This window comes from Kribbella speibonae (assembly GCF_004331375.1).
GTDB lineage: Bacteria > Actinomycetota > Actinomycetes > Propionibacteriales > Kribbellaceae > Kribbella > Kribbella sindirgiensis.
The window spans coordinates 422,646-438,215 of record NZ_SJKC01000005.1; the positions used below are offsets into that span (position 1 = coordinate 422,646).

13 protein-coding genes are annotated in these 15,570 nt (G+C 69.2%); 8 read left to right on the top strand and 5 right to left on the bottom strand.

Annotation, left to right across the window (positions count from 1 at the left end; genetic code table 11):
* Positions 1-7 precede the first annotated feature (7 nt).
* Positions 8-1,108 carry a LacI family DNA-binding transcriptional regulator gene (locus tag E0H92_RS33275; RefSeq protein ID WP_165550142.1) on the bottom strand — a complete coding sequence of 367 codons (1,101 nt, stop codon included), beginning with the start codon at positions 1,106-1,108 and terminating at the stop codon, positions 8-10.
* A gap of 307 nt (positions 1,109-1,415) precedes the next feature.
* Between E0H92_RS33275 and E0H92_RS44405 the strand changes: the two genes are divergently transcribed.
* The gene (locus E0H92_RS44405) at positions 1,416-3,326 is read left to right on the top strand and encodes an MGH1-like glycoside hydrolase domain-containing protein (protein ID WP_165550143.1); all 1,911 of its coding nucleotides are present in this window, start codon (positions 1,416-1,418) and stop codon (positions 3,324-3,326) included.
* Here the strand turns inward: E0H92_RS44405 and E0H92_RS33280 are convergent.
* Entirely contained in the window at positions 3,310-3,951 is a 642-nt protein-coding gene (locus E0H92_RS33280; RefSeq protein ID WP_131499039.1) for an HAD family hydrolase, read from the bottom strand. The two genes, E0H92_RS44405 and E0H92_RS33280, sit on opposite strands and share 17 nt — an antisense overlap.
* A 115-nt stretch (positions 3,952-4,066) precedes the next feature.
* Positions 4,067-6,151 (bottom strand): DNA gyrase/topoisomerase IV subunit B, encoded by a 2,085-nt coding sequence (locus E0H92_RS33285; RefSeq protein WP_131461679.1) that lies wholly within the window; start codon positions 6,149-6,151, stop codon positions 4,067-4,069.
* Between the two features lie 393 nt (positions 6,152-6,544).
* Between E0H92_RS33285 and E0H92_RS33290 the strand changes: the two genes are divergently transcribed.
* Positions 6,545-6,775, top strand: a complete 231-nt coding sequence (locus E0H92_RS33290) for a DUF7455 domain-containing protein (RefSeq protein ID WP_131461680.1) — start codon at positions 6,545-6,547, stop codon at positions 6,773-6,775.
* A gap of 107 nt (positions 6,776-6,882) precedes the next feature.
* On the opposite strand, the gene E0H92_RS33295 is transcribed toward E0H92_RS33290, so the two are convergent.
* Complete coding sequence (locus E0H92_RS33295; RefSeq protein WP_202873951.1) at positions 6,883-8,358, bottom strand: aminotransferase-like domain-containing protein; 1,476 nt, start codon at positions 8,356-8,358, stop codon at positions 6,883-6,885.
* 81 nt (positions 8,359-8,439) lie between these two features.
* On the opposite strand from E0H92_RS33295, the gene E0H92_RS33300 reads away from it, so the two are divergent.
* Positions 8,440-9,066: a LysE family translocator gene (locus E0H92_RS33300; protein WP_131499041.1), complete on the top strand. Its 627-nt coding sequence runs from the start codon at positions 8,440-8,442 to the stop codon at positions 9,064-9,066.
* Here E0H92_RS33300 and E0H92_RS33305 read toward each other — a convergent pair.
* Positions 9,053-11,026 carry an amylo-alpha-1,6-glucosidase gene (locus tag E0H92_RS33305; RefSeq protein ID WP_131499042.1) on the bottom strand — a complete coding sequence of 658 codons (1,974 nt, stop codon included), beginning with the start codon at positions 11,024-11,026 and terminating at the stop codon, positions 9,053-9,055. The genes E0H92_RS33300 and E0H92_RS33305 overlap by 14 nt on opposite strands.
* A 42-nt stretch (positions 11,027-11,068) precedes the next feature.
* Here E0H92_RS33305 and E0H92_RS33310 point away from each other — a divergent pair, with 42 nt between their 5' ends.
* The 5 genes from E0H92_RS33310 (at position 11,069) to E0H92_RS33330 (ending at position 15,213) form a co-directional block, all read left to right on the top strand.
* A complete protein-coding gene (locus E0H92_RS33310) occupies positions 11,069-11,554 on the top strand; it encodes a DUF456 domain-containing protein (protein WP_131499043.1) in 486 nt (161 codons plus the stop codon).
* 108 nt (positions 11,555-11,662) lie between these two features.
* Positions 11,663-12,199 carry a hypothetical protein gene (locus E0H92_RS33315; protein ID WP_131499044.1) on the top strand — a complete coding sequence of 179 codons (537 nt, stop codon included), beginning with the start codon at positions 11,663-11,665 and terminating at the stop codon, positions 12,197-12,199.
* A gap of 199 nt (positions 12,200-12,398) precedes the next feature.
* Positions 12,399-12,935: a hypothetical protein gene (locus tag E0H92_RS33320; RefSeq protein ID WP_131461685.1), complete on the top strand. Its 537-nt coding sequence runs from the start codon at positions 12,399-12,401 to the stop codon at positions 12,933-12,935.
* Between the two features lie 77 nt (positions 12,936-13,012).
* Complete coding sequence (locus E0H92_RS33325; RefSeq protein WP_130385800.1) at positions 13,013-13,714, top strand: response regulator transcription factor; 702 nt, start codon at positions 13,013-13,015, stop codon at positions 13,712-13,714.
* Entirely contained in the window at positions 13,714-15,213 is a 1,500-nt protein-coding gene (locus E0H92_RS33330; protein ID WP_131461686.1) for a sensor histidine kinase, read from the top strand. Before E0H92_RS33325 ends, E0H92_RS33330 begins: the two co-directional genes overlap by 1 nt.
* Positions 15,214-15,570 lie beyond the last annotated feature (357 nt).

Genomic DNA, 15,570 nt, shown 5'->3' on the forward strand with positions numbered 1-15,570 from the left:
GGACGGATCAGGCCTTGGAGGTCGTCTTGCTCGTCTGCGAGCGTCCGCGCGGGGATCGGGTCACGGGCACCGGCCCGCAACTCGCCCGGACGATCAGGCTGGTCGGCATCACGAGCCGGGGACGCTCATCCACCGGCTCCTGGTCATCGGAAACAGCGTCGGGGTCGGCCGGGCCGATCGCGTCGAGCAGCAGCTCGGCGGCGCGCTTGCCCATGTCCACGAACGGCTGCTGAATGGTGGTCAGCGGCGGCCGGATCTGGGCCGCCGACTCGATGTCGTCGAAACCGATCACCGAGACGTCCTCCGGGACCCGCAGTCCGGCCTCGGCCGCGGCGGTCATCACGCCGTACGCCGTCACGTCCGAGTGCGCGAACACGGCCGTCGGACGCTGGTCCGGAGGGAGCGCAAACAGCTCCGCCGACCGAGCGCGGATCTGCTCGGGCAGGAAATCACCGGGTTTGGTGAGCTCGGGATCGGGCTGGATGCCGGCCGACCGGAGCGCGTCCAGGTAACCGCGGTAGCGGTCCTGACAGCACCGGTAGACCATCCGTCCCTGGACACAGGCGATGCGCTCGTGTCCCAGCTGGAGCAGGTGGTCCATCGCCGTCAGTGCGCCGTCGTAGTTGTCGGCGGTGACCGACGGCAGCGCGACATCGGCGTCGATCGTGTTCACGAGGACGACCGGCAGGCCGTCGGAGTGCAGCTGGACGAGCGGCTCCAGCGGTTGCTCGTGGCTGACCACGAGCAGGCCGGACACCATACTCGACGTGAGAATGCGGTCGATCAGCGAACCGTAGTCACGGTCGTTGGTCGCGGTGTAGAGGATGATGTCGAACCCGCTGCGCTCGGTCACCGCGGCCACGCCGATGTTGATCGAGGCAACCATGTGCCAGGACAGGCCCGGCACGACCATCCCGATCAGCCGGGTACTGCCCTTGGCCAGCGCGGTCGCCGCGAAACTCGGGACGTACCGGTTGCGGCGCATCACCGCGAGCACGTGCCGCCGCGTCGCCGGGTCCACCTTCGGGCTGTTGTTCAGCACCAGGGAGACCGTCGACTTGGAGACACCGGACAGCGCGGCGATGTCACGAATCGTCAGCTTCGCCATCCGGCCACCTCCTTGCTGGATCCGTTGGACTGGTCCAACGGGCTTGTGCACCGGAACGTAACAGCGCCCCGCAACCCCGTCAACACCTGACCCGAAAACGGTTTCCCATCGAGGGATTGCGCCGTACGGCGTCCTCGTGCCACGATCGATCCACCGTGTTGGACCGGTCCTACGCAGGCCGGGATCACCTGCCCGGACCGGTCCGGCACGCCCACCCCAGCGCGCCCCGCTCTCCCGCCCCGCGCCTTTGAGCACGCGCGCTCGGTGGCGGGCGCCTCGCCTTGTCCGCGAATCAGGAAGGCCGCCCATGCCGCCGTACACCCTCGACGACTTCAGCTTCGACCTGCGCCGCGCCGTACCGCCCGCCGAGCTCTGGGTCCGCAGCACCACCGCGACCGTCACCCAACTCGCGAACACCGTCTGCGGCGTCGGCGGCTGGTTCGCTCCCCCGCTCGCCGCGCCCGACAGCCGGCTGACGATCTCGTTCGAGGTCGACCGCCGGCGCATCGTCGACGCCGCCCGACCCGGCGCCGGAGATCGCGGACTGCTCCCGGCCGGCGGCACCTGGCGTCCCGACCGCCTGGTCCGCCACGGCACCTACCACCAGTACGCCGACGGTCGACTGACCTGTCTCGCCGTCGAGTCGACTGTCGCTCCGGGCGCGTCCGGCTACGAGCTCACGCTGACGGTCACCAACCGCTCCGCCAACACCCACGAGGTGTCGATCGAGCCCGACCTCGCCCCGACCAAGACCCACCAGGTACCACTCTCCGAATGGGGCTGGGTCCCACCCGGCCCGGGCACGGGCGCCGAAATCCCCTTCCACCACAGCGATCTGACCGCGACCCTCCCACCCCACGGCAGCATCACCTTCACGCTCGCGGTCGGACACACCCCGTCCACCAACACGCTGGCCGACGTACTCAGCCGGCTCCCAGTCCTCACGTCCGACATCCCAGGTCTCGAGCAGTACTACCGACGCTCGCTGGCGAGCGGCCTGGTGTGCTGGTGGGATCACCCGGACTTCGTCACCCGCCCGTTCCTCTCGACGTCCGGCCTCGACGGCGGCGCGCTCTGCGCCTACGCGTGGGACACCGGCGGCTACGCACCCAACCTCCTCAGCCTGATGCTCGGCGACCGCGTCGTCGACATCATCGAGTCGTTCCTCGACGCCGACCTCACCGACCGCTACGCGATCGCCCCCGACGGCACCGGCCTCGGCGTCGCCTACGCGTACAGCGGCTGGTCACTCGTCTCCCTCGCCCGCGCCGCCGCCGCGGAACGCCAACTCGATCCCACGCTCGTGTCCCGGCTGTACGACGTACTCATCGCCCTGGACAAGCGATTCCAGCCGGATGAGCAGACCGGCGTACTGCGGGACTACGGCGATCAGAGCAACCTCCTCGAGATGCGGAGCACCGGCTGGGAACATGTGGTCGCAAGCCCCAACGCCGAACGCGCCTGGGCCCTCGACACCCTCGCCGACCTGTCCGACCTCACCGGCGCCGCACTCCCGGCCGCTGACCTTCGGGACTCCGCACAACTGATCCGCAGCGAGGTGATCCGTCAGTTGTGGGACTCCGACGCCGGCTGGTTCCGCAGCCGCTACCCGGACGGCCACACCGAGCTCGCGTACTCGATCCAGGCGTACGACGTACTTCGCGCCGGCGCCTGTCCACCCGACGTCGCCGCCGCGCTGATCAGCCACTTGCGTCCGGACGCGTTCCTCGGCGAGTACGGCGTCAGCAGTGTCAGCGCCGAGGATCCACTCCACTACGAGACCGCCGATATCGACTGGTCCGGGGCCGGCGCCTACACCGGCGAGGCCCCGCAACTGGCACTCACCCTCTGGGAACACGGCGAACCCGACCGCGCGTGGGACGTCCTGCGCCGCCTGTTCTGGATGGGCGAGCACTACCCCTACTTCCCCCAGGACCACTACTCCGACAAACCCGGCGCCCCCGCCACCGGCCGCCGCATCAACATCATCGCCGGCCTCACCGGAGCCGAAGCCCTCCTCACCGGCCTCCTAGGCATCCACCCCCACCCCGACGGCTCCCTCACCATCACCCCCACCCCACTTGCCACAGGCAACCTCAGCCTGACCAACCTCACCTACCGCAACCACACAATCGAGCTAGCCGTCGAACCCCGCCGTACGACGATCACCGTCAACGGCCGCGAGGTCGCGCCGGGGCAGGTCATCCCGCCAAGATGACCGGGAACACCTCTGTGATCGAGTCGAACTGGTGGTCCGCCGTCGGCGCGTCGGGCACGTGGCGACTCCCGATCTGGATCGTGTGGAGGCCGGCGGCGATGCCTCCCGCGATGTCGTGGGAGGGGTGGTCGCCTACCATCCAGCCGTTGGTCAGGGTTGTGCCGGTGTGAGCTGCGGCGAGCTCGAAGATCCGGCGGTCGGGTTTGCGGACACCGACCGTCTCGGAGACGCAGGCATAATCGATGGCGTCGGCGATCCGCGTGTACTCCAGCTTCAGATTCTGCTGAACGCTCCCGCCGTTCGTTACGACCGCGATCCGCCACCCGGCCGCGCGCAGGTCGGCCAGCCCATCGAGCACACTCTGCTCCACCCAGGCGAACAACGGATGCTCCTCGTCGTACGCCGCCACCAGCTCATCCACAGGAGCGGCAAGCCCAAACCGCTCCCGAGCCAACCCAAACAACTCCGCCCGAGGCCGGAACCCACCGTTGTCATGAGCAACCAGCCACTCAACCCCGGCCACCCCCAGCCCGTTCAACTCGGCCCACCACCGAGCCCACTGGAGAAACGCCCCATCCCGATCAATCAGCGTGTTGTCCAGATCAAAACAAACCAACCGAGGCATCCGCTCCCCCCAGCGTTTGGTGGGTTGGCGTCCGAGATGCAGGGTTGGCGGCCAGGATCTCGGACGCCAACCCTGCACCTCGTGGGTCGACCCACGAGATTCTGCGGGCCTGCTGTCAGACGTCGATGCGGGTTTCGTCCAGTTCGTAGGCGCCTTGGACTATGAACTCCTTGCGGGGGGCTACGTCGTTGCCCATCAGGAGGTCGAAGACCTGGGCGGCGGCTTCGGCGTCGTCGACCGTGATGCGGCGGAGGGTGCGGTGCCGGGGGTCCATGGTGGTTTCGGCCAGCTGGTCGGCGTCCATTTCACCGAGACCCTTGTAGCGCTGCGGCGGCTCCTTCCAGCGGACGCCCTTCTTCATGAGTTCGGCCGTCTTCCGCTGGTACTCCGAGTCGCTGTACGTGTACAGGTACTTGTCCTGCCCCTTCTTCGGGTTCGTCAGCTCGAACCGGTGCAGCGGCGGTACGGCGGTGTAGACCCGCCCCGCCTCCACCAGCGGCCGCATGTACCGGAAGAACAGCGTCGCGAGCAGCGTCCGGATGTGGGCGCCGTCGGAGTCGGCGTCCGCCATGAAGATGATCTTGCCGTAGCGCGCCTGCTCGAGGTCGAAGGTCCGGCCCGAGCCGGCCCCGACCACCTGGATGATCGACGCGCATTCGACGTTCTTCAGGACGTCCCCGACGGACGCCTTCTGCACGTTCAGGATCTTGCCCCGGATCGGCAGTAGCGCCTGGAACTCGGAGCTGCGCGCGAGCTTCGCCGTACCGAGCGCCGAATCACCCTCGACGATGAACAGCTCGGACCGGTCGACGTCGTTGCTGCGGCAGTCCGCGAGCTTGGCCGGCAGCGCCGACGACTCCAGCGCGGTCTTCCGCCGCTGCAGCTCCCGGTGCTGACGCGCCGCGACCCGGGTCCGTGACGCGGCGACGATCTTCTCGAGTACGGCGCGCGCCTGCGCCTTGTACTCCCGCTTCGTCGAGGTCAGGAACGACTCGAGCTCGGACTGCACGACCTTCGCCACGATCCGCGACGCCGCCGGCGTACCCAGCACTTCCTTCGTCTGCCCGTCGAACTGCGGCTCGGCCAGCCGCACCGTCACGACCGCGGTCAGGCCCTCGAGTACGTCGTCCTTGATGATCTCCTCGCCGCTCTTCAGCAGCCGGGTGCCGTCGAGTGCGTTCGTGAAACTCTTCGACAGCGCCCGCTCGAACCCGGCGACGTGCGTGCCGCCCTTCGGGGTCGCGACGATGTTCACGAACGAGCGCAGCTCGGTCTCGTACCCGTCGCCCCAGCGGACCGCGATGTCGACGTCCAGGTCCCGCTCGACGTCGGTCGGGGTCATGTGGCCGGCGTCGTCGAGCATCGGCACGGTCTCGGTGAAGTGCCCCGTCCCGGCCAGGCGGACGACCTCGGTCACCTTCTGGTCGGTCGCGAGGAACTCGCAGAACTCGCTGATCCCGCCGTCGTGCTTGAAGGTCTCCTCGGTGACCTCGTCGCCGCGCTCGTCACGGATCACCAGCTCGAGCCCCGGCACCAGGAACGACGTCTGCCGCGCCCGGGTGACCAGCTCGTCGTAGTTGAAGGTCGCGTCCTTGGTGAAGATCTGCCGGTCCGCCCAGTACCGGATCCGGGTGCCGGTGACACCCTTCTTCGCGCGGCCGGCCTTCCGCAGGCCCTTCGCCGGCGTGAACGACGCGCTCGCCCCGTCGCCGTCGAACTCACCGGCGACACCGCGCCGGAACGACGTCGTCCAGATCACGCCGCCACGGTCGACCTCGACGTCCAGCCGCGCGGACAGCGCGTTCACCACCGAGGCGCCGACGCCGTGCAGACCGCCGGACGCGTTGTACGACCCGCCGCCGAACTTGCCGCCGGCGTGCAGCTTGGTGAACACGACCTCGACACCGCTGAGCTTGGTCTTCGGCTCGATGTCGACCGGGATGCCGCGCGCGCGGTCGACGACCTCGACCGAACCGTCCTTGTAGAGCACGACGTCGATCCGCTCGCCGTGCCCGGCCAGGGCCTCGTCGACGGCGTTGTCGATGATCTCCCACAGGCAGTGCATCAGGCCGCGGCTGTCGGTGGACCCGATGTACATACCCGGCCGCTTCCGGACCGCCTCGAGACCTTCGAGGACGAGCAGATGGCGGGCGTTGTACGCCGGGTCGATCTCGGTACTGCGAGGCGTCGGGGCGGCCACAGGGCTCCTTCACTGGATTGCCACACTTACACACCGCAGCTTATGCGGCCGCACCCCCAAAACGTGGCAGGCGGGGCCCTCGGGGACTGACGGGTGGGTACCGGAGATGCATGTCGCGACAGGTATCGATCCGGACTCGATTAGGAGTGGCGTACGACACTCCGATTCCGAGCAGACGGTGACGGGATCATGGCGCACAGTGAGAGAAGAAGCACCCCGCCTCCGTGTCTCACCAGAAAATCGCCGTGTCGCGAAACGATTCCGCGTCAGCAAGCGTCATACGAAGACAGGTGGTTCGTCTCACATACGGACACGTTGTCCCCACCGGGAAGCGATCCACGTGTCAGGATGTTGCTATCTGGTGAGTACGGAACTAGATGAGATGAGGCCTCAATGACTACAGCACTCGCCCCGAGTTCGGCGCTGTCTGCCGCGGATCGTTGTGACCGCTGCGGTGCGCAGGCCTACGTCCGAGTCACCCTGACCAGCGGTGGGGAGCTACTTTTCTGCGCCCACCACGGCCGCGAGCACTCGGAGAAGCTGCGCGACATCGCGATCACCATCCACGATGAGACCGGTCGGCTCGAAGCCACCCCCACGGTCGCCGTAGACGACGAGCGGTGACCCACACGCTGTTCTAAACGCGCCAGCGCCGGCGCCAAAGTCATCACAGGCTTCGATGGCGGTTCACCCGAGAGGTGAACCGCCATCCCTCTTTTCTCCCACCTTGCTTACACGACAGGTACGCCGGGGCCGGGCCCGTGCCGCCGCAGTTCCTGCCAGGCGCGCGAGAGCCGTGTGACCGCATCATCAAGCACTTGCTCGGAGTAGGCGAACGGCACCCGTAGGTAATCGTCGTGCGCACCCGACGGATCCATGGCCTGTCCGGCCACCACCTCGACGCCGTGCCGCAACGCGACCTGGGCGAACACCCGGGCATCGGTGTCCGGCAACCGGACCCACAACGCCGACCCGCCGACCGGCGGCGACCATTCCCAGTCCGGTAGTCGGTCGGTCAGCAGCTCCCCCATCAGCTTCTTCCGCACCGTCGCCAGCCGTGCCCGCGCCGACGTCAGCTCGGTGAGCCGCGGCAGCAGCCGAGCAGTCAGTGCCTGGTCGATGACCGGGCTCCCGAGATCGGCCAGTGCCTTGTGCCGCGCCAGCCGCTCGGCCAACGGCCGCGACGCCCGGATCCACCCGATCCGCAGTCCACCCCAGACCGCCTTCGACACCGACCCGATCGTCAGCACCTCGGCGTCGTCCGGCGCGTACGCCGCGAGCGGCGGCGGGATCTCCGGACCGGCCGGGTCCCAGGCCGAGTACGCGTTGTCCTCGACCACGACGACCTGGTGCCGCGCCGCCAGCTCCGCGACCTGCCGGCGGCGGTTCGCCGACATCAGCCGGCCGGTCGGGTTGTGGAATGTCGGCATCACGAACAGCATCGCCGGCTGATGCTCCGCGAACGCGGCCTCGAGCAGGTCCGGCCGGATGCCGGCGTCGTCCAGCGGTACGCCGACCACTCGCCCGCCGGCCGCGCCGAACAGGTCGAAGCATCCCGGCCAGCTCGGCTGCTCGATAGCGACCGCGGCGCCGGTGCGCAGGTACATCTGCGTCGCCAGCGCGATCGCCTGGTGCGCGCCGGTCGTCACCACGATCTCGTCGGGCGACGTCGGCAGTCCGCCCTCGGTGAAGTGCTCCGCGATGCGCTCGCGCAGCACCGGCAGACCGCGCGGGTGGTAGCCGACGTCGCCGAGCAGTGCGGGCAGCTCGTCGGAGGCGAGTTCGATCAGCTCCGACGACAGCTCGGGCAGCCCGGGATCCACGGCGTACGTCAGCGAGATCACCTCGCCCGGTCCGACCGTGATCCGGTGGAACAGCGACTCGCCGTACCCGGCCGGCATCTGCTTGTCCGATCGTGAACGACCACGTCCGGCCGCGCGTGCGACCGTCGTACCGCTGCCGCGCCGGCTCTCCACCAGGCCGCGGGCGCGGAGTTCGTCGTACGCCGAGACGACCGTCGAGCGGCTGATCGCCAGCGCGTCGGCCAACCGTCGCTCGGCCGGAAGGCGGGCGCCGACCGGGAGCTCGGCGGAGCCGATCAGGGCGGCGATCTCGTCGGCCAGCCTTCGGTACAGGCCGCCGGTGCGGGTGCTCAGCCGCTGGCCGATCAGGTCGGCCAGTGCCGCCGGGTCTCCAGAACGGTCCACTTCTCCTCGGATTGGCTCGGGTGGACTGCTTCTCGCGCCGCCAGGCTAGTACCGGAAGGCAGTCCAGTTCTAGGAGACGGTATGGGGATCGGGCAATTGGCGGGCTTCGCGGGCGCGACGGTGGTGCTGGTCGGGATGCCGGGGCCGAACAATCTGTACATCTCACTGCGCAGCCTCACCCAGGGCCGGCGGGCGGGTGTCGTCTCGGCGCTCGCCATCGAGACCGGGACGCTCGTCTACATCGTCGTGACCGCGCTCGGCCTCGCCACCCTCGTGCAGGCGTCGCCCACGCTCTACACCGCCATCACCGTCGCCGGGGCGCTGTACCTCGCGTACCTCGGTCTCAAGCTGCTCAAGGCTCCGGCCAACGACCACGCCGCGGACATCCAGGCCGCGCCGCTCGGCCGCGTGTTCCGCGACGGCGTCGTGGTGAACCTGCTCAACCCGAAGGCCGCGCTGTTCTTCCTGGCGTTCCTGCCGCAGTTCGCGACCCGCGGCGCCGATCCCGCTCAGCTCCGCACCGAACTCCTGCTGCTCGGCGTCGGCGCCCTGCTGATCGGCCTCACCCTCGACCTCTGCTACGCGGTCGGCGCCGACGCCGTCGGCCGCCGCTTCCGCGGAGCGCGTACGACGAGCCGCCGGCGCAACCTGATCGTCGCGGCGATCTACCTCGGGCTGTCCGCGTTCGCGCTGATCACTGCCCTGTGACGACGGTGGCCTCGCCGCCCTCCAGCCGCACGGTCAACCTCTCGCCGCCGACAATCAGCCCCTCGAGCTCGAGCTTCTCCCACGGGACCGAAGCCGCCGGGTTGATCGCCAGCGTGCCGCCGGGTACGTCGGGCTCGATCCCGAACGCGGCCACCAGGACGGCGACCGCCGAGGCCGCTGCCCACGCCTGCGGGCGGCACGAGAGCGGGTACGGCGTCGGCGTACTCTCCGCGCTCGTCCCGCGGCCGCCGTACAACTCCGGCAGGCGGTAGCCGAACACCTCCGCCGCGCGGACCAGTCCCGCGACGTACGACGACGCCACGTCGGACTGACCACTCGCGAACAGGCCTTCGACCGTCATCGCTGTGTCGTGCGGCCACACGCTGCCGGTGTGGTAGCCGAGCGGGTTGAAGCGGGTCATCACGGTGGACAACGTCCGCAGCCCGAAGCCGCTGTTCAGGTCCTCGCCGGCCAGCACGTCCGCGACCGTCTGCTCTTCGTCGGCGTCGAGCAGCCCGGTGCCGAGCAGGTGGCCCATGTTCGACGCACGCCCGGCGACCGGGTTCTTCGCGCCGTCGAGCGCGATCGCCGGGTACCCGTCGACCCAGAACGTCGCGCGGAAGCGCTCCTGCAACGCGGCCGCCCAGGCGCGCCACTCGTCCCCGGACTCGCCGTACGCCTCGAGCAGCTCGGCGCCCTTGACCGCGGCGGCGTACGCGTAGCCCTGGACCTCGCACAGCGCGATCGGCGCGGTCGCCAACGTCCCGTCCGGCCATTGCACCGCGTCGACGGAGTCCTTCCAGCCCTGGTTCGCGAGCCCGTGACCCGACTCGTCGATGTACTCGAGGAAGCCGTCGCCGTCCGGGTCGGCGTACTCCTTCATCCAGGTCAGCGCGCGTCGCAGGTTCGGCAGGAGGTCGCGGACCTCGTCGGCGGGCATGCCCCAGCGCCACGCCTTGTGCAGCGTGATGATCCACAGCTGGGTCGCGTCGTGGGTGCCGTAGTACACCGCCGGGAGGACCAGGCCGCCCCCGTGGTCGGCGACCTCGGCACGGAGCTCGTGCGGGATCTTGCCCGGCTGTTCCGCGGACCCGGCGTCGACCTTGGTGCCTTGCCGGGCGGCCAGCGCGCGCAGCGTGCCCGCGGCCAGGGTCGGGTCGACAGGGATGAGCATGCCCGACGAGATCAGCGAGTCGCGGCCGAACAGCGTGAGGTACCAGGGCGGACCGGCGCCGAGGTAGCGGTCGTCGTCGGCAGCGAGCTGGAGCGCGCGCACGTCCTCCAGCGAGCGGTCCAGCCAGCGCTCGACGCGTTTGTCGTCACAGCGGACAGTGACGTCGTACGGCGTACGCTCGGCCGGCGGCTCGATCGAGAAGCCGGTGTTCGATTTCGGGAAGTCGGCCGTGACCCGCACCGTGATGGTGAACTCCTCCCCCGGCTCGATGCGTGGCGTGGCCGAGACGCCCGGATCGGCAGTGACGACGACGCGGGTGTCGTCGCTCTCCCAGCGCGTACGGCCGGGCCCGTCCGGGAGCGGTGCGAGTTGCGGCAGGTTGACCGCGGCGCCGCTGCGGACCGCGGCGGTACCGGCGAGGTCGGTGCCGAGGGCAACATCCAGCTGGCCCTCGATCGCCGACCGGGAACGGTTCACCAGGGTGATCCGCTCGGTCAGACCTTCGGAGTCGACCGTCCGGGTCCGGTACAGCATCACGGTCGGGTCGTGCCGGGTGTCGCCGAGTCCCTCGACCATCGCGACGTACTCGTGGGTGGCCGCGTCCCGTTCGTCGACATGCACCGGGAGCGGCTCGCGTCCGTCGACTGTCACGCTCAGACGGGACAGGATCCGGCGGTCCCGGGCGTACACGCCCTCGGCGCCGGAACCGGTCAGCTGACCGGACCGCGGCGACAGGACCACCCACGGAGCAGCGAGGGCGGTGACCAGTTCGTGCAGAGGCGACATGTCTCCACCCTAAAAGGTCGGTCGGTGCGAGAGAGTGTGGGTATGGAGACAGGGGTGACCGTACTGGTCGGGATCGCGATCTTCGTCGGGATCGTGGGCATCGTCGTACCGATCCTGCCCGGGGCGATCCTCAGTCTGGCGGCGATCCTGGTCTGGGCGATCGTCGAGGGCAGCGCGACCGGGTGGGTGGTGTTCGCGATCGCCGTGGTCCTGATCGGTGCGAGTCAGGTGGTGAAGTACGTCGTACCGGAGCGGCGGCTCCGCGAGGCCGGCGTACCGCGGCGGTCGATGGTCTTCGGGGTGCTGCTCGGCATCGTCGGGTTCTTCGTGATCCCGGTGGTCGGCATGTTCGTCGGCTTCCCGATCGGCGTCTACCTGTCCGAACTGCAGCGCCAGCGCGACAACTCGGCGGCGTGGACCTCGACCAAGCACGCGCTCCGCGAGACCGGCGTGTCGATCCTGATCGAGTTCGTCGGGACGTCGCTCGCCGCAGCTGTCTGGCTTGTTGCAGTGCTGTTCATCGTCTGAATTGCCAGGGACTTTCCAGTCCCGGCGCAGAGCTGTCCAAGGTCCGCCACGAACGGTGGAAGGACCAGTGCCGGGCATCTCCCGGCACGCAACGGAAGGCACTGCAGTATGGCGTTGCATCAGAAGCTCATCGACAACCGCTGGCGGGCGGCCGGCACGATCGCGGCGGTGGCGGCGACCACGGTCGGCGGCGGGGTCGCGTTCGCGGCGACCGGCGACAACACCACCCCGGCTCCCGCGACCCAGCCGTCCGAGGGATCGTCCAACCAGAAGGCACCCGATCACGGCAAGGGTCCGCGGGACGGGCTGTTCGGCGCGTTGCACGGTGAGTTCGTCGTACAGAAGGACGGCGGCGGGTACGAGACCGTCGTCACCCAGTCCGGTTCGGTGACCGCGGTCAGCAGTACGTCGATCACCGTGAAGAGCGCGGACGGGTACACGCGGACGTACGTCGTGAACGCGGACACGAAGGTGAACCGGGACGGCAAGATCGCCGACGTGAAGACCGGCGCGACGGTCCGGATCCGAGCGGTCGTGTCCGGGAGCACCTCGACGGCGAGCTCGGTCGACGACGGCAGCAACCGCCCGGCCGGCAACCCGCCGAACGGCGCCAAGCCCGGGTCGTCGGAGAGCACCCCGAAGTAGTTCCGTCACGGTGCGGGCCGGTCACGCACCGGTCCGCACCGCAGGCGACCTCGAAGGTCAGGTCGCCCACGCACCGTTTCTTAGGTGATTGCCAGCTTCTTCTTATCCGCAGCGGAGGTTCGTCCAAGCTCCGCGCGCCACCGTGTGAAGGAACAGTGCCGGGTGACGTCCCGGTACGCAGTACGGAAGGCACAGCAGGATGAAGCTCTCACAGAAGCGATGGCGGCTGCTCGGCACCGTGGCCGCCGTGGCCGTGACGACCACGGCCGGCGGGGTCGCCTGGGCTACGAGCAACGCGGACCCGACACCGTCGCCGTCGGCCTCCCCCTCCAGTCCGGCCACGCCCGGGCAGCAACAGAAGCCGGACGGCCCGGGCCGGGGCGGATTCGGCCCGCGGGGCGAGTTCGGTCTCGGCGGGGCGCTGCACGGCGAGTTCGTCGTACCGAAGGACGGCGGCGGGTACCAGACCGTCGCGACCCAGCGCGGCGAAGTCACCGCTGTCAGCAAGGAATCGATCACCGTGAAGAGCGCGGACGGGTACAGCCGGACCTACACGCTCACCGAGGACACGCTGGTGAACGCAGCCCGCGACGGCATCGACGACGTGAAGACCGGGAACACCGTGAGCGTGACGGCTGTGGTCACGGACGGTAAGGCGACCGCGAGCTCCGTGAACGACGGGACGGTCCGCGACGCGGCCGGTCAGAAGTGGGGGTTCAAGCACGGGCCACGGTGAGTGGTCGCGGACGACTCACAGGTGATTGCCAGGAACCTTCCAGGGTTCGCATGGGAATCGCCTGCACACTGAGAACCATGAGTCCGCATCTGCTGGTTGTCGACGACGAGCCGAACATCGTCGAGCTGCTGTCCGCGAGTCTGCGTTTCGCCGGGTACGACGTGACCACGGCGACCCACGGCGCCGAGGCGCTGCGCAAGGCACGCGACGTGGAGCCCGACCTGGTCGTGCTCGACGTGATGATGCCCGGGCTGGACGGTTTCGAGGTCGTACGCCGCCTCCGCGGTGAGGACCGGCACGTGCCGGTGCTGTTCCTCACCGCCCGGGACGCGGTCGAGGACAAGGTGCTCGGTCTGCAGACCGGCGGCGACGACTACGTCACGAAGCCGTTCAGCCTGGACGAACTGGTCGCCCGCGTCCGCGCACTGCTCCGCCGGTCCGGTCACCGCGAACAGACCACGACCGAGGCCGCCGTACTGCGCTATGCGGACCTGGAACTGAACGAGGACAGCTACGAGGTCTTCAAGTCGGGTCAGGCCGTACAGCTGTCGCTGACCGAGTTCAAGCTGCTGCGGTGCCTGCTGGAGAACGCGGAGCGGGTGATGTCGAAGGGGCAGATCCTGTCCGCGGTCTGGAACTACGACTTCGCCGGGGACGCCGGCGTGGTCGAGTCGTACATGTCCTACCTGCGCCGTAAGGTCGACACCGGCGACCAGAAGCTGCTCCACACCGTCCGCGGGGTCGGCTACGTCCTGCGCACTCCGCGAGGCCCCAACTGATGCAACTGAACCACCGGCGGTTCGCCGACCGGTACCCGCTGCGCGTCACCATCGTCGTCGTCCTGCTGGCGCTGGTCGCGCTCGCGCTGGCCGCATCCGGCGTGCTGGCGACCACGATCATGCGCGGCTACCTGATCGACCGCGTCGACGATCAACTGCGGCAGGCTGCCATGCCCCTGTCGCACGTCACGAACGATCGGCGCCCGGTGCCTCGCCCTGGCGGTGGGCAGGGGCCGCGGCAGTTGCCGAGCGAGTTCGTCGTGCAGTTCAACGACTCGGAGGGCGCCAGCGACAAGGGACTGGTCGGTCAGCGGCTCGCCGACACCGAGCCGTTGCCGAAGCTGCCGACCCTCAACCTGAACCAGGTACGCAACCTCGGCGGGAAACCGTTCCAGGTGGACGCCGAGTCGGGCGGGGCGACGTGGCGGGTGCTCGCGGTGCCGACCGAGGACGGCAAAGGCTCGGTCATGGTCGCGCAGAGCCTGAAGGACATGGACCACACGATCCAGCGGCTCATCGGAATCCAGGCCGCGGCCGGGGTGATCCTCCTGGTGCTGCTGGCCGGCGTCGGGACCTACGTCGTACGGCGAAGTCTGCGCGGGCTCGAGGACGTGGAGCACACCGCGGTCGCGATCGCCGGCGGGGACCTGAGCCGCCGGGTGCCGCAGCGGGACCCGCGGACCGAGGTCGGGCGGTTGTCGCTGGCGCTGAACCAGATGCTCGGGCAGATCGAGACGGCGTTCGCGCAGCGCACCGCGTCCGAGTTCGCGGCGCGGCGCAGTGAGGACGTGGCGCGACAGTCGGAGGAAGCCGCTCGGCAGTCCGAGGACCGGATGCGGCGGTTCGTGGCGGACGCTTCGCACGAGTTGCGTACGCCGTTGACGTCGATCCGGGGGTTCGCGGAGCTGGCCCGGCACCGGGGCGACGTGACCGACGCCGACACGATGCGCCGGATCGAGGACGAGGCCAAGCGGATGGGCCTGCTCGTCGACGACCTGCTGCTGCTCGCGCGACTCGATCAGCAGCGTCCGTTGCGCTCGGAGTCCGTCGACCTGCTCCCGATCGCGGCCGACGCCCTGCACAACGCGCAGGCCGTACAGCCCGACCGCCATATCTCGCTGACGATCCTGCCCGACTCAGAGGCGCCGGTCGTCTCCGGTGACGAGGCCCGACTGCGGCAGGTCCTCGGGAACCTGGTCAGCAACGCGCTCCACCACACCCCTGTCGACGCACCCATCACCGTCTCCGTCGGCACCCGCGGCTCCGAAGCCATCCTCGAAGTCAGCGACACCGGCCCCGGCCTCACCGACGAACAAAAGGCCCGCATCTTCGAACGCTTCTACCGAGTAGACACCGCCCGAACCCGCTCCACCGGCGGCTCCGGCCTAGGCCTCTCCATAGTCGCCGCCCTCGTAGCCGCCCACCACGGCCACGTAACCGTCACCAACACCACCCCCCAAGGCGCAACCTTCACCATCCACCTCCCCCTCACCACCTAAACACCTCACGCACGTACGCACCCGCTAATTCGTCGCTCCGCTCCTCAACGCGGCCACTCCGCGAGCTCCCACCCACCCCCGGCTTAGCGCCGTACATCCGTTTCCGGCTACCGCCGGGAGCCGCAGGCTGCCGCCCGCAATTGCTCGCTACCGCTCGCAGCGACCTCCCCGTAATGTCGGCAACCGGGATCAGTAACCTGCGACGTTGCCACCTGTGACCTCCGGGGCTTGACCATCGCCGCACAGCGACTCGAGGTCGCAACAGGCGTGGACCGTGCCTTCGCGCCGAACGAGACCGTGGACGGACACCACCCAAGAACGCGCCCTGGGCAACCTCTTTTCGGCTGTCCCGGGCGC